The organism is Amycolatopsis acidicola, from assembly GCF_007713735.2.
Lineage (GTDB): Bacteria > Actinomycetota > Actinomycetes > Mycobacteriales > Pseudonocardiaceae > Amycolatopsis_E > Amycolatopsis_E acidicola.
Map to the genome: position 1 here is coordinate 15,311 of NZ_VMNW02000029.1, position 20,613 is coordinate 35,923.

Here is a 20,613-nt window from a genome sequence, read left to right on the forward strand (position 1 = left end):
AGCACGAAGCCGATCCGGCTACGTTTCGTAGCCAGTCGAACTACCTGGGTGAAAACCGCTCTATGCCGTGACTGACCGCGCCCGATCGCTTACCGCCGAAGGTTGGGGAGGTTAGCGGTATGTGACTGCACCGCTACCTAATGGCAGTTACGCCTTGGGGGGCGATATGGCTGGTCAAGCCCGTTTCGCCAGCGCGTTGCGCGTACCCGAGTTCCGCGCGTTGTGGTCAGCGGAGCTGATCTCGGTCGTCGGTGACCAGCTCGCGCGCGTCGGGTTGTCGCTGCTGGTCTACCGGCAGACGTCGAACGCTGCCCTGACCGCACTCACCTACGCCTTGACCTTCGTGCCGTCCATTCTGGGCGGAGTCTTCCTGTCCGGCCTGGCCGATCGTTACCCGCGGCGCGCGGTACTGGTGATCACCGACGTTGTTCGCGCCGCGCTCGCGGCCGCTATGGCGTGGCCTGGTTTGCCGCTGCCTGCGCTGTGGGTGTCGGTGGGGCTGCTGAGCATGGCGGCCGGTCCCTTCAAGGCGGCGCAGATGGCGGTCCTGCCGCAGGTGCTCCACGGCGAAAGCTATACAGCGGGGATCGCGCTGCGGCAGTTCACCGGGCAGATCGCGCAGCTGGTCGGTTTCGGTGGCAGCGGGATCCTGCTGACTTTTGTCGAGCCGCACCTGGCTCTGGCGATCAACGCGGCGACGTTCGTCGCCAGTGCGCTGATCGTGCTCGGCGGCGTGCACCGACGGCCGGCATCCTCGCAGGCCCCAGCGAGCACCGAGCCGAACTCAGGCTCCGAGCAACCTTCCACGACTGGGCGGCTGGTCGCGCTGTACGCCGTGGTGTGCCTGATCGGGCTCTATGTCGTGCCGGAGGGGTTGGCCGCACCGTATGCGAACGGCATCGGCGCGGCGGCGTTCGGAGTCGGGTTGCTGATGGCCGCCGACCCGATCGGGAGCGCGCTCGGCGCGTGGCTGACGACGCGGCTACGCGTCCCGGCCACCGGCAACGCGATCATCGTCTTGGCCGCTGCCGCGGGGCTACCGCTCATCGCGTCCGTCTTTCGGCCCGGGCTGGTCGTCTCGATGGTCTTGTGGGCCGTCTCCGGCATGCTGTCGACGGCGTACTTGATCAAAACTCAGGCGCTCGTGGCCGAGCTGGTTCCCGATCACCGGCGGGGAACCGTGATGGGCCGAATGGCCACCTGCCTTTATGCGTCCCAGGGCATCACGATCCTGGCCGGTGGCCTCGTTGCCGAGGTCGTCGGCCCATTCCAGGCCGTTGCCGCCGCGGGCCTGCTCGCGGTCGTTCTTGCTCTCGCCATCGGCGTCGCCTGGCACGCGGTTCGCCCCCGGCCCGGTGTCGCCGAAGGCGAACCGACGGCACGTCGTCACCAGTCCTTGTTGCGCAAGACAAGCACCTCCTCCCAGCGGACGGACCGCCTGGCCGATTCCGCTGCGAACGGCACCACCGGGGAACACGGTGAGGAACCGGCACACAGCACCTCCAGTATGAAGGCCCCAGGCCGGAGGCCGAAAAACTGGAAACTCTGGGCGCTCCCCACGCGGGTGAGGGTATTCGTCTTGATCGTCGAAGCCACGGCGCTGGTTCTCGGAGTCGTACTCGCCGTTGCCCGGCCAGCAACCAGTAGTGATTTCGCGCGCGCCGGCGTGCTCGTCGGCCTTGGCCTGATCACGGCGGAGGCCACCCGCCACATCGAGCGCTTGCGTCGCCGAGCGTCCGATACCCCGCACGTGAACATGAGTTCGGTGTGGACGCTGGCCGCTGCTTTGCTCACAACGCCAGCGCTCGCGGCGGCAGTAGCTGTCGTCCTCTACCTGCACATGTGGGTGCGCAGCTGGCGCCGGGTTCGGGTTGAGGTGCACCGCACGGTTTTCAACGTCGCTGCCGTGTCCCTCGCGTGCTTCGCCGCCGCGGGCGTTGAGAGGGTGCTCCCCTGGCATTTGCTCTCGCTGGACAAGCCGTCCGCGCTCGTCGGCCTGGTGATCGTGATCGCGACGTACTGGGTCGTGAACTCGAGCCTGGTTGCGGGCGCGATCGCGTTGTCCCAGGACGACCGATCATTACCTCGGCTGCTCGGCAGCTGGAGCGAAAACAGCCTGGAGTACGCCACCCTCAGCATGGGTGCGATGACCGCGGTCCTGCTGGCGTGGCATCCCTGGGGCGTCGCGCTCGTGCTGCCTGCCTTGTACGTGCTGACGCGGGCGGTGCTCATCCGGCAGCTGGAACACGCGACCATGAACGACGCCAAGACCGGGCTGCTCAACGCGGCCAGCTGGCACAGCCTGGCGATCAAGGAGCTCGAACGAGCTCAGCGCCACCGCGCGCACGCCGCGGTGCTGATGATCGATCTCGATCACTTCAAGCGGGTCAACGACGCATACGGGGAAGCGCTCGGCGACGAGGTTCTTCGTGCCGTTGGGAAATCCCTGCGTCGCGAAGTCCGGACCTACGACCTGTGCGGCCGGTTCGGTGGCGAAGAGATCGTCCTGTTCCTGCCTGACGCGTCGGTTCTCGACGCCGAGAAGGTCGGCCAGCGGGTGTGCGCGGCCGTTCGAACCCTGCGTGTCTCAGATCCGGCCACGGAGCAGTTCGTCGAGGACCTGCGGCTCAGCGTGTCCATCGGCGCCGCAGCCTATCCAGATCACGGCGGGAGTCTCGACGAAGTCCTGCTCGCCGCGGACAACGCTTTGTACCTGGCCAAAGACAGTGGCCGGGATCGTGTCTGTGCCGTCAAGCCTGGTCCCGAGGACACGGAAGTGCCGACCACTCGCTGAAGCAGCTCAGTCGTCATTGGACGGTCGGTGGTTCCGAAGTTCCTGCCGATTCTGCTGCGCCCATTCAGCAAGCGGACGCGTCGCGCGCAGCAGCGAACGGCCGACCGGCGTCAGCTGGTACCAGACCGCGCCGAAGTTGCCGGACTCGGCGCGACGCTCGATCAGCCCGTTCTCCACCGCACCCTCCAGCGTGTAGTTCAAAACGCGAGCGGACAACGGCTTTTCGTGCGAGGACCAACCGATTCGCTCCTCCACGGCGTTGATCTCGGCCAGCAAATCCTTGTGTCGCACCTCGCCCAAGGCCAGCGTCGCGAGGACGGCCAAGGTCCACTCCCGCTTGAAGATCCTCATGACCTCCAGCGCGGCTTGCCGGTATGGCATGTCCCAGGCGTCCTCCATGCCCACCAGGTTTCCGGATCGCGCCGGACTTCGGCCTCCGTTGCGCACGACTCTCCTCCGACCGGGTGAAAGACCGCCCGGGTACAGCGATGTACGTGGGCGCTTACCTTGCTGTTCCTGGGATCCGGCGCGCTATCCCTGGAGTTCCACCGGCGACGGACCGCCTGGTGCTGAAAAGGGAACAGGCGGTGGCCAGCCGCGAACCTGCCCTCGTGGCCGACCACCGCCGCAACTCGCCGACAAGGGGTGAGCAGAAGTGACCAGAGTAGTTCTGGACGAACACCCGCCCAGTGCAACGCGGCTGCGGCACACCGAGCCGTTCGGCCGCCGTTGGTGGCGCCAGCAGGCGATCGTCGCGGCCGTCGCTGTCCTGCTCGGCGGGACCAACGGGTTCCTTCTGGCTCAGATGGACAGGCGCGTTCCGGTCCTGGCGCTCACACATCCGCTCAGCTGGGGCGAGACGATCGCGGACGCCGACCTGGCCGTCATCAAGCAAGCACCGGCCGACGGCGTCAGCACGATCTCAGCGAAGGATCGCAGCCTCGTGCTCGGGAGGACGACTACGGGCGGAACTCTTCCCGCTGGAACGGTCCTGGCGTGGGGGCAGCTGTGCCCCGCTCGCCATTCAGGCCAAGGGAATTGCGGAGAGACCGCTCCGTTCACGGTGGTTTTCCCGTGAACAGGCGACCCGAGTACCGAGGCTCCAGGGAGGACGCTGGTGTGGACCACACTGATCTGGTTCGGCATCATCGCCGGGAGCGTGGCCGTAGGGCCGGCAATGCTCTGCGCGGCGGAGCGCACGACTCGCACGCTGTTGCTGGCCCCCACAAGAGCGCGCTTCGCGGCCGCGATCAGTATCTCGACGATCACCGTATTGTTGAGCTGGCTCGGGTGGAGAAGCTTCGGCATGACGCCGACCTGGCTGGCCTGGTGCTGGGCAGCCGCCCTGAGCTGCGGCCTCGTGCTCACGGACATCCGCTGCCAACGGCTGCCGTTTCCACTCGTGACCGCGTTGGCAGCCGGGTTAATCGCGCCAATGCTGGGTGCTGCGCTGATCGATGGCGACTGGTCGCGGTTCCGTTTTGCTTGCGTAGCCGGAGCGACGGTGTTCACGATCGCGGTTCTCGTGCAACTGTGCGCGCCTACGCACACCGGCGGCGGCGATACGGCCCTGTACGGCGCGATCGCTCTATTTCTCGGCTGGTTCGGCTGGGCCGGGCTGATGCGCGGACTGCTGATGGCCAGCATCCTCACGGGCGTGGTTGCGCTGCTGATCGGGGTGTCGTCCAGGAGTATGAACTCGCGTTTCCCCGCGGGTCCTTCCCTGCTCGCTGGCGCTTTACTGAGCATCCTGCTGACATAGGAGCCGAGCCGGACGAACTGGGGAGGACGTCGTGAAGAACTTCGGAACTGGTCGTTGGTCGCGAAGCATCATCGTCGCGGCGATCCTCCTTCCGCCCCTCGCCGCCTGCAGTAGCGGAACGGGTTCTGATCCGGCTCCGTCATCGCAGCCGAACCTGTCGGCACCCTCGCAGTCGACGAGTCCGTCTGTCCAAAATGAACAGGCCGCTATCGAAGACGCCTACACCAGTTTCTGGACGCACGCTCTCCACACCAGCGATCAGCCGGAGGACCGCTGGCACGACTCGATGGCAGAGGTGGCTGTCGACCCGCAACTCACCACGACGCTGAACGCGATGCAGCAGCAGAAGCAATCCGGTGTCAAGGTCTATGGCGACGTCACCGCGCGCATTGCTTCGGTTCAGGTCACCGGCGCCTCGGCGAAAGTGACCGACTGCCAGGACGCTTCCCGCACGGGCCAGGCCGACGCGAAGACCGGAGACCCGAAGACCGTTGGCGTAGAACGGAATCCGGTCAGCGCGGACTTGGTCCGTGGCACCGACGGCCGTTGGAAGGTCTCGCAGGTCACGTTTCCAGGCGGGACATGCTGATGAGACGACAACAGTTCACCCGAGTCGCATCGGCTGGTTTCCTTTGCCTGGCCAGCACATCGATCGTGACGCCCTCAGCCAGTGCGGACGATCCGTCGTCCAATGACGACGGACAGGTCATCGTCGTGCCAGGAGACTCCTCAGGTCTCGTCGCACCGCCGCACGTCGACATGCAGGCACTGCAGCAACGCGGCCAAGCCCCGGTTCGGGCTGGTGCGTCGAAACCGAAGTCAGCCGGTGCGGGTCAAACCCAGCAGGCCGCCTCCTCGGGCGGAACGACCGCTACGCAAGCGGGCGGAATTCCGGCAGGCTGTTTCCTCGGCGGCTTCGGTTTCAGCGGAGCTCCCGGTGGCCGCATGGGTGGCAGCGCGTTCGGAATGCGGTGCATCCCACCGGTCCCAGCCGACAACGCGCCGCCTCCTGCGAACGCTCCGGCCGCTGCTCCCCTGCCGACACCGGCCGAACTGGCGGCGCAAGCATTCGAGCAACTGCAGCTGCCGCTGCCGGTTCCCCGCCACTCCCCCGATGTCCACCTGCCCAACGGCCAGGACGCGACGATCGTCGGTGAGAACACCTGGATCTGGACCGACCGAGGTGCGTGGAAGCCAGCGGTGCAGCGGGTTCAAGTCGGACCGGTCTGGGCAGAAGTGACCGCGACACCGGTCGGGATGACATTCAACTCCGGCACCGGTGGCTCGGCGTCCTGTTCCGGCCCGGGAACACCATACGACCGCTCGTTCGGACTGCACGCCGCGAGCCCCGACTGCGGCTTCCGCTACACCCGTTCCTCGGTGGGACAGCCGAACGACCAGACCACCGCGGAGTGGGCCATCCAGTGGTCGGTGAGCTGGGTCGGCTCGGACGGAACCGCCGATGTCGGTGGCGTTTCCCACAGATGCTTTCCCGGGCAAGAGCCACGTTCGCCGTCGCCGAGGTCCAGGCGTTGCGCGCGAATCAAGAATGACCCAACCGCATTCCGCGGAGACAACGAACCGAAATTCCTGAAATGGGGAGGAGTTACCCCAGTGGGTACCGCTGTGTCTTTTTCCCGTCCGTCCCAACCTGTTGGCAACGACTCGATCACGACCGAACACCCCGAGGACAGCGATGGTCCGCGGGTGCCGCGACGGCGGCGCTGGTGGCTCCTGGGCGCTGCGGCCGTGCTGACCGCTGTGGTCGCATTCGGCAACTACGCGCTGATCACGGGACAAGACGACCGCATCGACGTGCTGGTGCTGGCCCGGAACGTGGGCTGGGGCCAGTCGATCAGCGATGACGATCTCGGGGTAGCGAAGGCCGTCCCCGATCAACCTCTGGCTTCCGTCGCGGTGGCCGACCGGTCCGAGGTCGTCGGGAAGGTCGCACGCTCGGCCTTACCGGCGGGCACGGTATTGGCGCGCAGCCAGCTGTCCGCCCAGCCCGTTCCGGGGCTCGGCGAGCGGTTGATCGGGCTGCCGGTGAAGCCGGGACACCTACCTGCGCGCGGGTTGTCGCCCGGCGATCTGGTCCAGGTCAGCCCAGTCTCCAGCAGCACCGGGACCGACGCCGGTCAAGCCTCCGCGTCCACCGCGAGCCCCTTCCGCGCACGAGTAGTGGACGTCGGCCCGCCGGATTCGAGCGGCGCGGTCACCGTCGACGTCGTCGTCGGTACGGACGTCGCCCAGGCCGCGACCAGCGCGGCTGCAGGTCAGGTCGTCATGGTCCAGCTCGGGCCTGGCGCTTAGGAAGGCGGTGAGGGCGTTGGCAATGATCACGATCGTCTCGGGCAAGGGATCGCCCGGCGCGACCACGACCTTGGCTGCGCTGGCGGCCGGTTGGCCCGCGCCGGTGCTCCTGGCGGACTGCGACCCCGCCGGTGGCGACCTGGCTACGGGGTGGCTGGGCCAGTGGATCGTGGATGGCGCGATCCGCTCGGACATCGGCGTCCTGTCGCATGCCACCGCGACCCGGCACGCGACGTCCGGCGATCCGGGAACGTTGGCCGAGCACGTGCAGGCGGCACCTCCGGCGCGGCACGTCGGGCTGGTCGCGGGCTTGAATACGCCGGGCCAGCACGCCGCGGTCGGCAGTCCGGGTTGGACTCGTCTGACCGTGGCGCTGGCCGCCTTTGAGACCGCGCAAGGGTTCCCGGCTGACGCGCTGGTTGACGTCGGCCGATATGGCCCGCTGACACCGTGGCCTCTCCTGCTCGCCGCGGACCTTGTGTTGGTCGCGGTACGCCCGACGCAGCGACACGTGCTGGCCGCCCGCTCGATGCTGACCGAACTGGGAGAGCGGATCGCACCGGATCGTTTGGGGTTGGCCGTCTGCGCCTCGACTTCGGCGGCCACGCGGGAAGTTCGTGCGGCCCTGGGCCGGGAAATCGCGATCGAAATGCCGACGGACGCACGGGGCGCAGCGGTGTTCTCGGACGGCCTGGACGCGGGCGCACTCCCCCGCCGGTCACCGCTGTTGCGGTCCGCGCGCCGGGCGGCACGCCGCCTGCACGGGACCTACCACACCTACACGCCCGCTGAACTTCGTGCGCCCGCTCCGCCGACGTTGGCGAGCCTGATCGGTGGAGGTTCACGATGACGTTGCCACACAACGGTTATTCGCTGCCAAACGGCCACACCGCCTTCCCGAAGGAGGCTCGGCTCGATCCACAGACGGTCCGCGAGATTCGGGAGTCGGTCGCGGCCCGGTTGGAGCGAGTAGCTGCCGGCGAGACCCATCTCGACACTCCCTTATCGGCCGAAGAACAACAGGCACGGACCCGCGCATACGTGGCCGAGGAAGTCGCGGCCTGGGTGCAACGCCGCGCCACAGCGGGCCAAGTACCCCTGCCCGTAGAGGAAGAACGCCGACTGACGCGGGCAGTGGTCGCCGCCCTGTCCGGGCTGGGCACGCTCGAGGAACTCTTGGACCGCCAGGACGTCGAGAACATCCACGTGCACGGCTGCGACAACGTGTTGCTGGAGTTGGCCGACGGATCGATCGAACAGTGGCCGCATCCGGTTGCGGACACCGACGCCGAGCTGGTCGAGATGCTCGCCGCCATGTTCGCCCGACAGGGCCAAACCTCGCGCGAGTTCAACGCCGGCCGCCCGCTCGGCAACCTCCGCATCGGCGCCGGCGGACCGTTGGGCGCCCGGGTAGCAGCCGTGATCGAGGTCAGCAACCGGCCGCGGGTAGCGATCCGGCGCCACCGTCTGGTCGATGTCGGCCTCGACGCCCTCGTCGCCAACGGCACCCTCGATCCGCTGCTCGCGACATTTCTCGCGTCGGCGGTACGGGCTGGCTGCAACATGATCGTCTCTGGTGGACCGGCCGCCGGGAAAACCACCTTGCTGCGCGCGTTGTGTGCCGAGATTCCAGCCTCCGAGCACGTGGTCACGGTGGAAGAGGAGTACGAGCTCGGCCTGCACATCGGCTCGCGCCAACTTGTCACCCCGCTCGAAGCACGTCCGGCGAACTCCGAGGGAATCGGGGAAATCTCGTTGGACGACCTTCTCAAGCAGACGCTGCGGCACTCGCCGAGCCGGGTCATCGTCGGTGAAGTCCGGGCCGGTGAAGTCACCGCGATGCTTCGTGCGTTGGGAAACGGAGCTGCGGGCGGCATGTGCACCCTGCACGCCACCAGCGCCTCGGCAGTGTTCGACCGGATCGGCGCGCTGGGACAGCTCGCCGATCCGCCGCTGCCGATCGAGGCAGCCCACCAGTGGACGGCTTCGGCGATCGATCTCGTCGTGCACGTCGCTCGCGCTGATCACGAGGATCCTCGCGGACGACGTCGCGAGCGGTTCGTCTCGGAAGTGATCGAGGTCGGGCCGGTCGGCGATTCCGGCCGCCCGGACACGACGCGGATCTTCGCCCCACGCCCAGTCGACGGCCGCGCGATTCCGGGCTACGCGCCGAGTCGGGATCTCCTGGATCGCTTGGAGCGACAGGGATTCGATCGTTCGCAGCTCAGCACTCCACTCGCGAGCGCCGGCTTCTCGAACGGAGCGAGGCGATGACGAGCGTGTGGCCGAGTGCACTCGGCGTTGCTGCGGTGCTGGCAGTCTTCTGCGCCGTCGCAGCGTTCCTCTCGCCTGGACCGGCTGTTCATCGGCCCCCGGCAGGCTGGCGGCACATCGTCCGCCAGATTCGCTGGCGCCGGGTTCTTGCTGCGCTCGCGGCGGGCGTGATCGTGTGGTGGGGCACCGGGTGGCCGGTTGCCGCATTCCTCGCCGTGGCCACGGTCGTAACCGTGCCGATCTTGATCCACGGAGACGACGCGCGGCGGGTTATCGCGCGGCTGGATGCGCTGGCGAGCTGGGTGAGGCGACTGGCCGACATCTTGGCGTCCGGCGCGGGCGGCTTGGAGCAGGCAATCTCCCGTTCGGCCCGCACCGCGCCCGAGGCGCTGGCGACCGAGATCGAGACGTTGTCGGTGCGCCTGCGCACCCGCGGCCTCGAGCCTGCCCTGCGCGCGTTCGCGGAGGACGTGGCCGACGAAGCCGCCGACGAGGTAGTCCTCGCGCTCATCCTTCGCGCCCGCGCAGGCGGACGCGGTCTGGTCGACATCCTCGACGCCAAGGCAACCGCGCTGGAACGCGAAGTGGGCGCGCGCCGCGACATCGAGGCCGACCGTGCGAAACCGCGCACGGACGTCCGGGCCATCCTCGGCATCACGGTGCTGTTGCTGGCCGGCCTGCTGTTCTTCGCCCACGAATTCCTCACCCCGTTCGACAGCCTGCTCGGCCAACTCGTCCTGGCCGGGGTCGGCGGTCTGCTGGGTGCGGCCGGGTGGTGGATGCACCTGCTGATCCGATCTCGCCGACCTGCTCGGCTGCTCGGCGAGGCGTCGCGCGTTCCCGCCGCAACACCGCGGCCGAAGTCGTTCTCTCGTCTCACTGCGGGGGTGGAGCAATGAATCCCACGGTTTTGCTTGGAGCGTTGGGCGGGCTGGCTCTGGTCTGCCTGATTCTGGCGCTGGTGCGACCGGCTCCGGTCAACGTCGCTGCCGCCGTCGCAGCGTTGGATGACCGTATCAACCGGCAACTCGACGCCGCTTCACCGCGGGGCCGCTGGTCGACGCGGGTGCACCACCTGGCCAGGTACTCGGCGCGGTCGTCGAACCGCTGGTGGGGCATCCCCGCAGCTGATCTCGACGTGCTCGATCAGACCGCCGAACGCTACGTCGCCCGGCGCCTGATCTGGGCCGGTGGCGCCATGATCGTCGCCGGAGCGCTCGTGGGGTTGGCGTGGTTTGGCGGCGTTGCGTTCTCCGGCACGATCGTCGCACTCGTGCTGGTGGTCGCGGCCGCAGTCGGATCGGCCGTGCCGGTCCTGGCTGTGCACGAGGACGCCACGCGAGCCCGCGAGGAATTCCGCCGGGCGACTGCGGCGTATCTCGACCTGGTGGCACAGGAACGTGCCACCGGCCGTGCGCCTAGCCAAGCCCTGGGCGAAGCCGCCGACATCGGCGACTCGTGGGTGTTCGCGCGAATCAACCGCACCCTCGGCCGGGCGATGCGCGCCGGGCACACCCCGTGGGAAGCCTTGTCCCGTCTGGGAAAGCGGATGGGCGTACTCGAACTGGCGGACCTGGCCGACATCCTCGCCGCCGCCGCCGATGGTGCGGCCATCTACACCACGCTGATCGCCAAGGCCAGCGCATTACGCGCCGCCGCGCTGGCCGCGGAGAAGGCCGACGCGAACTCCCGCTCCCAACGCCTGGCCCTTCCCGTAGCGCTGCTGCTGGTCGCGTTCCTCCTGCTGGTGATGTACCCGGCGATGATCCGGCTGATGACCGGCGGCTGAACAGCAGATCTTCGTGTCAAGCAAAGGAGTAAAACAATGATGATCACAGCTCGTTACCGCGTCGCGCAGCTCAGGCTCGCCCTGACCGGCATGGCGATGATTCTGATCGCCAGCGCGCAAAACCAGTACGAACGAGCCCGCGCGTCCGGCGACCGCGGGTCGGAGTCCGTGGAGAAGGCCGTGCTGGTCGCTATCGGTCTGGCCGTCGCAGTCGGGCTCGGCTTCGCCATCCGCGCTGCCGTGCAGAACTACCAGAGCCAGATCCAGTGACCTGACAAGGAAGTTGGGACGAAGATGCCAACCACCGACGAAATCGAACGTCGCGTCGAACAAGCCGATGCCGCCAGAAGCGCGCGGAGGTCCGCCGCAGCACAGCAGATCGGCGAACTCGCAGCACGTCGCGCAACGATCGCAGACCAGCTCCGCAAACTGGAACAGGAACTCGGCGACGTGCTCGCGGAATCCAGCGACGTCATCGAAATCAGCGAGCTGGCCACCTTCACCGACGTCCCCGCCGCCGAGCTGACCCGCTGGCTCCACGACCGGAAATCCAACCGCGGCAGGCGAAAGAAGTCCGCTGCGGGCTCGGCGAACATCAAGCGCCGGAAACCGGCTCCCGCGCCACAGGAGCCTGCTGTCCCGATAGGCACTGTCACGCCCACCGGAGTGACGTGATGACGGCCCCCGTGTGGAAGCGATTGCGCGGTGACAGCGGGGCGGAAACCGTGGGCCTGGCCGTGCTCTTCCCGGTCGTGCTGGTCTTGATCCTTTCAATGGTGCAGGGCGGGCTCTGGTGGCACGCGCATGCCGTTGCAGCCCAAGCTGCTCAAGCCGGCGTGGATGCCGGTCGGCCTGTCGGCGCCACCAGCGACACGGCCTCCGAAGCCGCTCGCTCGTTCGCCGCACGGGCCGGGCGCGGCGTGCTCGCGGCACCTGAAGCCCACGCGACCGCCACCGCGGACACCGTCCAGGTCACCGTTTCGGGAACCGCCGTCAGTCTCTTGCCTTTTCCTGGCTTGGAAATCCGTGTCGACGCGAACGCGCAAGCCACCAAGGAACGCTTCACCGTGCCCACCATCGACGCAGGAGCAAGCTCATGAGCTGCGGGCGGTGCTGGGGTGACGCTGGGTCGGTCAGCGTCGAAGCCGCCGTGCTGGTACCTGCCGCGATCTTCGTCGGACTCCTGATCATCGCGGGCGCCCGGGTCAGCTCTGCGCAGCAAGCGGTCGACAACGCCGCCACCGCGGCCGCGCGAGCCGCTTCAATCGCCCGCACGCCAGCCGCGGCGGAGCTGGCCGGAACCCAGGTCGCCCGCGAACGGCTGGGGCGCGAGGGCATCACCTGCCAGGAATCCAACATCTCGGTCGACGCGAGCCAAATCGCCGTCGGCCGCGCAGGTCTCGTCCGGGCGGACGTGACGTGCCAAGTCGCGCTGAGCGATCTTGCCCTCCCCGTTCCCGGCGGAACACGAACGATCACCGCCACCTTCACCAGCCCCGCGGATCCGTATCGAGGCCTCCCATGACAGCGAAGGAAACACCGCGGGATGCCGGATCGGTCACCATCATGATCGCCGTCCTGGTTCCCGCGCTGCTGCTCGTGCTGGGACTCATCGTTGACGGCTCGGCCAGGTTGCGGGCCATCGCTCGCGCCGACGCGCTGGCCGCCGAAGCCGCCCGCGCGGCCAGCACCGCCGTGGATACGCGGAGTTCCACTGTCGGAGTCGACACCGCCTCCGCGGCTCGCACCGCAGCGGACTACCTAGCACGCGCCGGATATCCCGGCGACGTCCGCATTGTCGGCCCCCGCGCGGTGCGCGTGACGGTGACCGTCACCGAGCCCACGCGCATCGGCCTACTCGGCAGCACCGCCCAATCCACCGGCACAGCTCTAGCCGAACTCGGCGTCGGCACCCGCGACGGTGGTCTGCCATGACTTCCCAGGCGGGACAACGAGTTCGTGGCGTGCTCGCTGGACTGGCCCTTCTCGTTTTCGTCGCCGGCATCCCGCTCGGGCTGCTCGCACTCGGGGCCGGCCCCGCGCGGCTGATGCCCGCCCGCTGGCCCGAGCCGACCCCGATCGTCCAGTGGCCCGAGCACATCTGGAACGCCCTGCGATGGGCATGGCTCACCGGCGACCTAGCGCTCTGGCTCCTCATCGCCACCGCCTGGCTCGGCTGGCTCGCACTGACCGTTTCCGTTGCTGTCGAGGTAATGCGTCAGACCGGGCGAGGAGTCCGGACCGCCGGTATCCTGGTCCGCCGAGTTCCACGACGCAGGTGGATCGCCGGACTTGTGGCGGCCGTTCTCGTGGCAACGTCGGCAGGCACCGCAACGGCCTCCAGCCGCCCTGGCACGCTGATCGCGGCTACCGCACCACCGCGGCCGATCACGGTCTCCCCCAAGCCCGCCGAGAACCTGGTGTCGTGCCCAGTAGTGCACGGCGACACGTTGTGGACATTGGCGGAGCGGCACCTCGGTGCCGGCACCCGCTACCACGAGATCGTGCACCTGAACCTGGCGCTCCTCGGGGAAAATCCCGACGAACTCGAGCCCGGGTGGACGCTTTGGCTCCCTTCGGACGCCGTCGACCTTCCGCACCCGACGGACACCGAGCTGATCGGGCGCATCGTCACGGTGAACTCCACGGACACGCTCTCGCGCATCGCTGAACGCGAGCTCGGCGATCCTGACGCCTGGCGGTTGCTCTTCAGCCTCAACGTCGGACGTGTCCAGCCGGACGGCCGCGCTCTCCGCGACCCCGACTTGCTCATGCCCGGCTGGCGTCTCGTCCTGCCGAGCCAGCCCGAGCCATCCCCTCGGCTCCATGCGACCTCCCCACCAGCGTCGGCCCCGGGCAGCCCGTCCACTCCACCGAAGCCTGCGCCCGCAGCGAACCCTTCGACCGGCATTTCGCTGCCGACTGGAGCGTTCGTCAGCCTCGGACTCGCCGCGTTGGTCACCCTCGCGATGATCACCGTGCGACTGCGGCGTCGCCGCTGGTACCGACCTGGCGCGCCAGACCAGGCTGACCCCGCGGAGCTACCCGTCGTCCGCGCGCTGCGCATCGCTTTCGACACTGCCACGGAGCCCGTGCCATCGGAGCGGATGCGGCCTCGCGAGCTCGAAACCCGGGAGCGCGCGAAGGCCACCGTCCGCAGATCGCCGCAGGACACGCTGCTCGGCATCCGCGACAGCCAGAACGTCGCGCTCGAACTCGCGCGCGCCGGCGGCCTGGGGCTCGTCGGCCCAGGCACGCACGCGGCTGCGCGAGCACTGATCGTCGCCCACCTCGCACAAGCCCTTCGCGATGATGTCGACGCGCTGGTCGTGATCCCAGCGGACGACGCACACGCGCTGTTCGGAAACGAAGTTCCGGAGCATCAACTACTTCTTGCCGACGACTTGCCAGCTGCCCTCGACATCCTCGGGACCGAGTTGCGACGTACGGAGGGCTTCCGGCACCTGCTTCTGGTCGCCACCCCCACCGCGGAAACAGAACAGCGCGTAGCCGCTCTCCTCGACGAAGGCTCACGCCTCGACCTAGCCGGCGTACTCCTCGGCCGGTGGCAACCTGGCGTCACCGCTCGCGTCCACGAAGACGGCACAGTAGATGCGAGTGACGAAACCTTGACCAATACCCGGCTCTTCACCCTGCCTGCCGCCGACGCCCACGACCTTCTCGCTCTCCTGAAAGTCACAGGCTCCGATCGCGACGAGCCGCACCCACCGTCCCCGGGCAACGCCGACTACGACTTCGTCACAGCCGAACCTGAAGCTGCCGCGAAGCTGCCTCCGACGAAGCCGTCGACCACCGATACGACCAACCATGGCGATCGATGCGCGACCACGAGCCCTCGCCCCGCCACTCCCCTGCATCTACAGGTACTCGGCCGACTCCACCTGACTCTCGGAACGTCCGAGCCCACCGACATCATCGAGATCTTCGCGCCGCGGCAGCGCGAGATCCTGGTCTACCTGGCGTTGCACCGCGAAGGCTGCCGACGCGAAGCCCTGACCGCCGCGCTTTGGCCGGACGCGCCAAGCGACCGCCCCTACAACAGCTTCCACGCCACACTGTCCCAACTCCGCCGAAGCCTGCGCCAAGCAACCGAAAAGGACGGCGCGCCCGAGCTCGTCACACAGCAAGACGGCCACTACGCCCTCGATCCGGCGACCGTGGACGTCGACCTTTGGCAGCTGCAAGACGCTCTCGCCGCGGGCCGCCGCGAAAGCCCGCCGGCCGACCGCTTGGCGGCCCTGCGACGAGTTCCCGAGCTGTACCGAGGAGACCTTGGCGGCGGAATCACAGCCGAGTGGATCGAAAGCCCCCGCGAAGCACTCCGACGGGAAGCACTCGACTCGCTTAGCTTCCTGATCGCCGAGATCAGGAACGAGGCTCCCGAAGAGGCTCTCGAACTGCTGGAGAACGCACGCCAGCTCGACCCATACAACGAAGCGATCTACCGCGACCTCATGCGCATGCAAGCGCGCCTCGGCCACCACGCCAGCATCGAGCGCACGCTGCACCTGCTGACCACCTCACTGTCTGATTTGGACCAGCAGCCGACACCAGACACCTTGCGTCTTGCCGAAGCCCTGCGGCAACGGGACGATCCACTGGAAAATCGACAAGCCAGCTGACCTCGATCTTCCACCGCTCCCTCTTGTACGCAATCGCCGTGCAATTGCCAGGCTGCAGCACTTGGCATCTCCATCCTCACCCTCTGCACAGGGTGAGACGACGAGCAGAGCGCGCTCTGCGGCGCCGTGGGTGTGGACTGGATCGTGGCCGCGGCGCTGGCGAGTTACTCGGCGACGAAGTGGTGGTTCCCGTCGGTGATCGGGATGTTCTTGTCGACTGCTGCAGTCGATGGATGTCCCGGTACTGCCCCGGGCGCTGTTCCCGATCAGCCGTTCAGAAGAGACAGCTCGCGGGGTGGCGGGCCCAGGATCTCGATGGCGTGCCTGGCTGCGGCATGCCCCAGTGTCGTCGGGTCGACAGGGCCAGGATCGGGCAGGCGGCGTTGGCGAGCGGGTTCACCCACCTCGGCCGCGAACCGCTCGAAGCCGGCGGGCGTCGTGATCTGCAAGACGCGGAGCGGCTCGTCTGGGCCGACCACGAACGTGTGGGGATGACCGACGGGCAGGTGCACGAAGTCGCCCGGACCTGCTTCGAACACCACGTCGTCGCAGCGAATCCGGACGCTGCCCGACAGGAGGTAGAACATTTCGTCCTCGTCCAGATGCCGGTGCAGCGGCGGGGCGAATCCCGCCGGGTTGACGAACTCCGCAACAGTGACCCGGCCGCGTGTCTGCTCGCCCGCGATCTTGATGGTGACCAGGTTCCCGAGGAACCACAGAGCCTCGCCCTCGTCCGGTCTGCGCACGTACGGGTTCATGGTGGCCTCATTTCAGTAGACATTGTCTAGTCAATATGACACTAGTATCCTCAAACTGTGAGTTCCGTCAACAGGCCCAGCCGCCGCTACGCCTCGCCACTACGAGAGGAAAGCGCCCGGCGGACCAGGCGCGCCGTGGTGGCAGCGGCCACGACACTGTTCTCTGAGCGGGGGTACACCGCGACCTCGCTCGCCGAGGTCGCCGCCGCAGCCGGAGTGTCCCGCCCCACCGCCTTCTCCGCGTTCGGCTCCAAGGGCGCCCTGTTGCGCCAGGTGCTGGACGAGGCGCTGGCCGGTGACGACGAGCCGGTCGCGGTCGCCGACCGCCCATGGTTTCGGCCAGTATGGGACGCGGCGTCGCCGGCCGAGGTGCTGGCGGCCTACGCCGGGGTGTGCACTCTGATCGGCAGGCGTGCGGCCCGGATGTTCGAGGTCGTTCGTCGTGCCGCCGACAACTCGCCCGACGCCCGGGAGCTGTGGGAGACGTTGTGCCGCAACCGGATCGCCGGCGCCCGCATGGTCGTCGAGCGAGCCGTCAAACGTGGCGCCACCGTCGACCTGGAACGAGCCGTCGACTCGTTGTGGATCTTCAACGACCCTTCCCACTACGACGCCCTCGTACACCGTCGTGGCTGGCCGGAAACTGTCTTCACCTCGTGGCTCGCCGCCCGCATGCGTGACGCCGTCCTCGACCTGTGACGCGTCCCAGTCCTGTTCCCGGTTCGCACGGCTCCTTTCAGTGTGGTCACAGCGCGGGCCAGTGCTACTCACCCCCAGGATCATCGAAGCGTTCACGACACAAACGATGAGGACGTCATTTCCTGACAGATCGACGTCAAATCCGCCGAAAGAAGGAAATGGCGCCAAAGGCAAGACCCACGCGCCTGTAGGGTCTGACCGCGTACGACATGTCGATCTTGACTGATCTGCGGCTTCTATCTTGTCTCATGGCGATGTCGTCAAGATCAGTCTCAAACCCGTGGCATTTCCTTAACTGCGATCACGCATCCGCGCCGCACTGGGCACGCCTGGTTTCAGATCTCCGACTCCGTCGCGACGGCCGTTCCTTCCTGCGCGATATCTCCGTTGACGGCCTGTTGAGGATCGTCAGCGTGAGGATGCACGCGAACGAGGCGGATATCGACGAGGAGCTTGTGCGCCGGCTGGTGGCTGGGCAGTTCCCGGCATGGGCGGACCTGCCGATCGAGGCGGTGGCGTCGTCGGGCACGGACAATGCGATGTACCGGCTGGGCGCCGATCCCGCCGTGCGCCTACCCCGCACCCGGTTGCGGCGAACGATGTCGCCACCGGAACAGAAGCAAGTGCTGGAGCTGCACCGTACCTGCCGGTCATGGTGCCGACGCCGGTCGCGTGCGGCGGGCCCGCGCCCAACCGGATCGTGCTCGGTGTCCCGGTCCACCGGACCGACATCCTCCCAGCACTGATCTCCAGTCCAGCTCGGCGAGTTTACGCCGCACCTCGGTGAACTTCCAGATGCACCGCACGGCTGCCTTCACGTGAAGGTTCCAGCGCACGAAACTCATTCCGTTCTGGCGGTCAGATGGGTCTGCCCAGGTCACATTTCGCAGCTGACACACAGCGTGTCTCCCTCGCTGAGCATCTGCATAGTTGTACGGTCCGCGATGTGTTACCGATCGTTTCGGGCCGGTCGCCACGTCCATGTGAGTGGTGCCAGAAGGCGTACGAGCCGCGGCGTCGAGATCAACGCGCGTGTGGACGACAGTGCTCGATCTTGTTGAATCGCGCAAACCAACGGGCCAAGGTCGACCGACCGACTATTGCCGTATGCGAGCAGTGCGAGAAACCGTTTGAAGTCGGACGCTTCGGCAAGGTTCCCGTCCGCTGTACGGCATGTCAAGGTGAGCGAAAGCGGGCGTACGACGCCGAATACCAGGTCATCAATCGTGAGTCGCACGTAGCCGCCAACAAGCGGTACTACGCCAAGGTAAAGGCGCGCCGACAAGACCGGATCATTGCGATCACCTGCCTGGATTGCGAGCAGGAGATCACACTGGTCAATCCGGTAGGCCGTCCCCCTAAACGGTGTTCGTCATGTAGTGATGTTCACCGCTTAGCGCGCATCCGCCAGAATACGAGGATTCGTCGGGAGACGACGGACTACTTCGTCAACTATCGCGCGCGCAACAGCACACGGCTCACGGCCAAAGCCATTGCCTGGGCTAAGGCGAATCCCGAGAAGCACTGTGCACGTGGTAACCGGTACCGGTCACGCAAGTACTCGCCGGTCGTCGAGGGCTTCACACGGGAAGAGATTGGTGATCGAGACGGCTGGCTCTGTTCCTACTGTGGAAGCGTGATAGATCGCGCGTTGAAGTTTCCTGATCCCTGGGCAGGCGAACTCGATCACGTCATCCCGGTGACCGCGCCCGACTATCCTGGCCACACCCGCGCGAACGCTGGCATCATTCACTCAAGGTGCAACAAGGCGAAGGGCGGCCACAAACGAGGCGTGTGAGAATTCGCGGAGCTACCGAGCACCGAATAATGCCTGCCCCTTGTGCCGACGGAAAGTGGGCCACGGCGTTGCTAAAAGCAGTGCGTCGAAGCTGACAGCGGCCCACAACTGAATCGTCTGTGCGAATATATCTGCGCTCCGGTAGCAGAAAGTCGTCCACCTCAGGCTCGCCGCATCCGCCATCGCCGGTCCTCGCAACCAAGTGGCTCCCGGCGGGAATACAATCCCACTAGCCGACGCATCGGTCCGCAGCAACATCTGCGTATCGACAACACCGCCCAGACGACCCAATCTCAACCACGCTTCACAAATGAAGCCGAGACGAAAGCGCTGGTGAGAAAATGAAACCGGCCATGAGACTCTACAGCGCCCACCCGCCTTCCTCCTGTCCTTCCTCTCCACTTTCCTTTCCGGGGCCCCACTAGAGAGGAAGGGATGCGCCGAGACCTTGCCGCAGGGCTACATGGGGCCGCCGCTTCCTCCGTATCGTCCAACTTAGGTGCCGGCAGGCACGTGAACAGTCGGCCGGTTCGACGTCTTGCCCTCATGCATTGTCCACGCTGGCGTCCATAGTTTGCTTCAGCTCCGACACCTTAGTTACGTCTATTTATTTCCCTAGTTCTATTTCCGCTCGTCCTTTCTATTTCCAGTGACGGCACATTCCCTTGCACGCAGGGCGCCAGCCGCGACCACACGCTCCACCTCTGCCGCATATCCGCAGCTCAAGGACCCCGGGCAGCCTTAGGCGGCGATGCAACTTCGAAGGTAACGACGAGATAACGGAACTATTCTTGAGCTTGAAAATGTCTACCCCATATGTCACTATAGACATGTAGGCAAGACAGCATGAGGGGAAGGGCAGAGCAGCACGCGAGCACCGGGGCCGAGCGTCCCGAGAGCGGCCTTCTCTCATTCTTTCCCTTAAATTTCCTCCGCGCGTAATAGAAGGCCCGCATAGCGCGGAAAGCAGCACTTCGTGAGACACTTAAAACGAACTCGTGAAAGAAACTCTCATGTCATACAAGGGTGAACACGTATACTCGCCGAAACAATACGCCGAAACCGTTGAACTGTGGCGCGAATTGCTCGAATGCGACCGGGTGAGCCTCGCCGAGGACCGCACCGGATACCTGTATCCGATCCGAGTGCAGGACCTGACAGACGACGTCATCCACGCGTTAGTGCTATCAGACGGCCAAGAAACGGACGACGACTACGCGATCACGGTGACCCTAGTTGACTACTCGGACTACGGCGGCACCGAGCGCGACGCGGCAAATGTCCGCTACCTGATAGGCACACCAGGAGTTCAGACGTCCACAAACGGCCGACATGGCTATGGATCCGCGTGGGTACAACTCGGCGAACTCCCCACCAACGGAGACGACGTCGGCACAGGGATTGAATGGTTGACCAACCTCATACAAATCGCCCAGTCAATCGACGCGGGCGAAGTGGACGAAAGCACCCTTGGTGAATACGAAACAGAGTTACAAGTGGAAGCATGGGACGCGTGGCTGGAGTCAGATACACGGTCGGAACTAGCAGATTGGTTTGGATGCGATGATCTTGACGACTTTGGATACAGCCATGAAGAGATTCGTGATCTCTATTACTCGTACGAAGGAAACGAGTGGACGTGCGACTCGGCAACATCCGCGACTAACCAAAATCACGACGACGCTGTAGAGCACGTAGCGGAAACAATCCTTGCCGCTTGGTGCAAGCCGTACGTAGACCCCAATCAAACGACACTTTCCATCGCGGTTTGAGGGTCGTTCAG

Annotated in this window: 21 protein-coding genes; 19 read left to right on the forward strand and 2 right to left on the reverse strand. The window is 66.4% G+C overall.

Annotated features, from left to right (window positions below; translation table 11 throughout):
- Positions 1–121 precede the first annotated feature (121 nt).
- Positions 122–2,794, forward strand: a complete 2,673-nt coding sequence (locus FPZ12_RS20155) for an MFS transporter (RefSeq protein ID WP_243769933.1) — start codon at positions 122–124, stop codon at positions 2,792–2,794.
- Between the two features lie 6 nt (positions 2,795–2,800).
- On the opposite strand, the gene FPZ12_RS20160 is transcribed toward FPZ12_RS20155, so the two are convergent.
- Positions 2,801–3,193, reverse strand: a complete 393-nt coding sequence (locus FPZ12_RS20160) for a winged helix-turn-helix transcriptional regulator (RefSeq protein ID WP_144747408.1) — start codon at positions 3,191–3,193, stop codon at positions 2,801–2,803.
- A 256-nt stretch (positions 3,194–3,449) separates the two neighbouring features.
- On the opposite strand from FPZ12_RS20160, the gene FPZ12_RS20165 reads away from it, so the two are divergent.
- The 14 genes from FPZ12_RS20165 to FPZ12_RS20235 are packed head-to-tail and all read left to right on the forward strand — an operon-like array spanning position 3,450 to position 15,575.
- Positions 3,450–3,872 (forward strand): SAF domain-containing protein, encoded by a 423-nt coding sequence (locus FPZ12_RS20165; protein ID WP_144747406.1) that lies wholly within the window; start codon positions 3,450–3,452, stop codon positions 3,870–3,872.
- Positions 3,873–3,911: 39 nt separating this feature from the next.
- Positions 3,912–4,556 (forward strand): A24 family peptidase, encoded by a 645-nt coding sequence (locus FPZ12_RS20170; RefSeq protein WP_243769934.1) that lies wholly within the window; start codon positions 3,912–3,914, stop codon positions 4,554–4,556.
- Positions 4,557–4,587: 31 nt separating this feature from the next.
- Positions 4,588–5,145, forward strand: coding sequence for a hypothetical protein (locus FPZ12_RS20175; RefSeq protein WP_144747404.1), 558 nt, complete (start codon positions 4,588–4,590; stop codon positions 5,143–5,145).
- Positions 5,145–6,869 (forward strand): SAF domain-containing protein, encoded by a 1,725-nt coding sequence (locus FPZ12_RS46490; RefSeq protein WP_243769935.1) that lies wholly within the window; start codon positions 5,145–5,147, stop codon positions 6,867–6,869. Before FPZ12_RS20175 ends, FPZ12_RS46490 begins: the two co-directional genes overlap by 1 nt.
- Positions 6,870–6,891: 22 nt before the next feature.
- Complete coding sequence (locus tag FPZ12_RS20190; RefSeq protein WP_144747400.1) at positions 6,892–7,719, forward strand: hypothetical protein; 828 nt, start codon at positions 6,892–6,894, stop codon at positions 7,717–7,719.
- Entirely contained in the window at positions 7,716–9,143 is a 1,428-nt protein-coding gene (locus tag FPZ12_RS20195; protein ID WP_144747399.1) for a TadA family conjugal transfer-associated ATPase, read from the forward strand. The genes FPZ12_RS20190 and FPZ12_RS20195 overlap by 4 nt, the downstream gene beginning before the upstream one ends.
- A complete protein-coding gene (locus FPZ12_RS20200; protein ID WP_144747397.1) occupies positions 9,140–10,042 on the forward strand; it encodes a type II secretion system F family protein in 903 nt (300 codons plus the stop codon). The genes FPZ12_RS20195 and FPZ12_RS20200 overlap by 4 nt, the downstream gene beginning before the upstream one ends.
- A complete protein-coding gene (locus FPZ12_RS20205; RefSeq protein ID WP_144747395.1) occupies positions 10,039–10,932 on the forward strand; it encodes a type II secretion system F family protein in 894 nt (297 codons plus the stop codon). The genes FPZ12_RS20200 and FPZ12_RS20205 overlap by 4 nt, the downstream gene beginning before the upstream one ends.
- A gap of 36 nt (positions 10,933–10,968) precedes the next feature.
- Positions 10,969–11,202 carry a hypothetical protein gene (locus tag FPZ12_RS20210; RefSeq protein ID WP_243769936.1) on the forward strand — a complete coding sequence of 78 codons (234 nt, stop codon included), beginning with the start codon at positions 10,969–10,971 and terminating at the stop codon, positions 11,200–11,202.
- A 24-nt stretch (positions 11,203–11,226) separates the two neighbouring features.
- Positions 11,227–11,607 carry a hypothetical protein gene (locus FPZ12_RS20215; protein WP_144747393.1) on the forward strand — a complete coding sequence of 127 codons (381 nt, stop codon included), beginning with the start codon at positions 11,227–11,229 and terminating at the stop codon, positions 11,605–11,607.
- Positions 11,607–12,032 (forward strand): TadE/TadG family type IV pilus assembly protein, encoded by a 426-nt coding sequence (locus tag FPZ12_RS20220; protein ID WP_144747391.1) that lies wholly within the window; start codon positions 11,607–11,609, stop codon positions 12,030–12,032. Before FPZ12_RS20215 ends, FPZ12_RS20220 begins: the two co-directional genes overlap by 1 nt.
- Positions 12,029–12,457, forward strand: a complete 429-nt coding sequence (locus tag FPZ12_RS20225) for a TadE/TadG family type IV pilus assembly protein (protein ID WP_144747389.1) — start codon at positions 12,029–12,031, stop codon at positions 12,455–12,457. The genes FPZ12_RS20220 and FPZ12_RS20225 overlap by 4 nt, the downstream gene beginning before the upstream one ends.
- Positions 12,454–12,867 (forward strand): hypothetical protein, encoded by a 414-nt coding sequence (locus FPZ12_RS20230; protein WP_144747388.1) that lies wholly within the window; start codon positions 12,454–12,456, stop codon positions 12,865–12,867. The genes FPZ12_RS20225 and FPZ12_RS20230 overlap by 4 nt, the downstream gene beginning before the upstream one ends.
- Positions 12,864–15,575: a BTAD domain-containing putative transcriptional regulator gene (locus FPZ12_RS20235; protein WP_144747386.1), complete on the forward strand. Its 2,712-nt coding sequence runs from the start codon at positions 12,864–12,866 to the stop codon at positions 15,573–15,575. Before FPZ12_RS20230 ends, FPZ12_RS20235 begins: the two co-directional genes overlap by 4 nt.
- Positions 15,576–15,841: 266 nt before the next feature.
- Here the strand turns inward: FPZ12_RS20235 and FPZ12_RS20240 are convergent, their stop codons facing one another.
- Positions 15,842–16,333: a quercetin 2,3-dioxygenase gene (locus FPZ12_RS20240; protein WP_144747384.1), complete on the reverse strand. Its 492-nt coding sequence runs from the start codon at positions 16,331–16,333 to the stop codon at positions 15,842–15,844.
- A gap of 57 nt (positions 16,334–16,390) precedes the next feature.
- On the opposite strand from FPZ12_RS20240, the gene FPZ12_RS20245 reads away from it, so the two are divergent.
- The 4 genes from FPZ12_RS20245 (at position 16,391) to FPZ12_RS20265 (ending at position 20,602) form a co-directional block, all read left to right on the forward strand.
- Complete coding sequence (locus FPZ12_RS20245) at positions 16,391–17,032, forward strand: TetR/AcrR family transcriptional regulator (RefSeq protein ID WP_144747382.1); 642 nt, start codon at positions 16,391–16,393, stop codon at positions 17,030–17,032.
- 209 nt (positions 17,033–17,241) lie between these two features.
- Positions 17,242–17,778: a hypothetical protein gene (locus FPZ12_RS46045; RefSeq protein WP_208025926.1), complete on the forward strand. Its 537-nt coding sequence runs from the start codon at positions 17,242–17,244 to the stop codon at positions 17,776–17,778.
- 308 nt (positions 17,779–18,086) lie between these two features.
- A complete protein-coding gene (locus FPZ12_RS20260) occupies positions 18,087–18,830 on the forward strand; it encodes an HNH endonuclease (RefSeq protein WP_144747380.1) in 744 nt (247 codons plus the stop codon).
- Between the two features lie 998 nt (positions 18,831–19,828).
- Complete coding sequence (locus FPZ12_RS20265; protein ID WP_144747378.1) at positions 19,829–20,602, forward strand: hypothetical protein; 774 nt, start codon at positions 19,829–19,831, stop codon at positions 20,600–20,602.
- Positions 20,603–20,613 lie beyond the last annotated feature (11 nt).

What these genes read in the sequence shown, in the direction of transcription:
- FPZ12_RS20160 (WP_144747408.1), bottom strand. Translation starts at nt 3,193, where the DNA reads ATGGAGGACGCCTGGGACATGCCATACCGGCAAGCCGCGCTGGAGGTC.
- FPZ12_RS46490 (WP_243769935.1), top strand. Translation starts at nt 5,145, where the DNA reads ATGAGACGACAACAGTTCACCCGAGTCGCATCGGCTGGTTTCCTTTGC.
- FPZ12_RS20190 (WP_144747400.1), top strand. Translation starts at nt 6,892, where the DNA reads ATGATCACGATCGTCTCGGGCAAGGGATCGCCCGGCGCGACCACGACC.
- FPZ12_RS20195 (WP_144747399.1), top strand. Translation starts at nt 7,716, where the DNA reads ATGACGTTGCCACACAACGGTTATTCGCTGCCAAACGGCCACACCGCC.
- FPZ12_RS20200 (WP_144747397.1), top strand. Translation starts at nt 9,140, where the DNA reads ATGACGAGCGTGTGGCCGAGTGCACTCGGCGTTGCTGCGGTGCTGGCA.
- FPZ12_RS20205 (WP_144747395.1), top strand. Translation starts at nt 10,039, where the DNA reads ATGAATCCCACGGTTTTGCTTGGAGCGTTGGGCGGGCTGGCTCTGGTC.
- FPZ12_RS20210 (WP_243769936.1), top strand. Translation starts at nt 10,969, where the DNA reads ATGATGATCACAGCTCGTTACCGCGTCGCGCAGCTCAGGCTCGCCCTG.
- FPZ12_RS20215 (WP_144747393.1), top strand. Translation starts at nt 11,227, where the DNA reads ATGCCAACCACCGACGAAATCGAACGTCGCGTCGAACAAGCCGATGCC.
- FPZ12_RS20220 (WP_144747391.1), top strand. Translation starts at nt 11,607, where the DNA reads ATGACGGCCCCCGTGTGGAAGCGATTGCGCGGTGACAGCGGGGCGGAA.
- FPZ12_RS20225 (WP_144747389.1), top strand. Translation starts at nt 12,029, where the DNA reads ATGAGCTGCGGGCGGTGCTGGGGTGACGCTGGGTCGGTCAGCGTCGAA.
- FPZ12_RS20230 (WP_144747388.1), top strand. Translation starts at nt 12,454, where the DNA reads ATGACAGCGAAGGAAACACCGCGGGATGCCGGATCGGTCACCATCATG.
- FPZ12_RS20235 (WP_144747386.1), top strand. Translation starts at nt 12,864, where the DNA reads ATGACTTCCCAGGCGGGACAACGAGTTCGTGGCGTGCTCGCTGGACTG.
- FPZ12_RS20240 (WP_144747384.1), bottom strand. Translation starts at nt 16,333, where the DNA reads ATGAACCCGTACGTGCGCAGACCGGACGAGGGCGAGGCTCTGTGGTTC.
- FPZ12_RS46045 (WP_208025926.1), top strand. Translation starts at nt 17,242, where the DNA reads ATGTCGATCTTGACTGATCTGCGGCTTCTATCTTGTCTCATGGCGATG.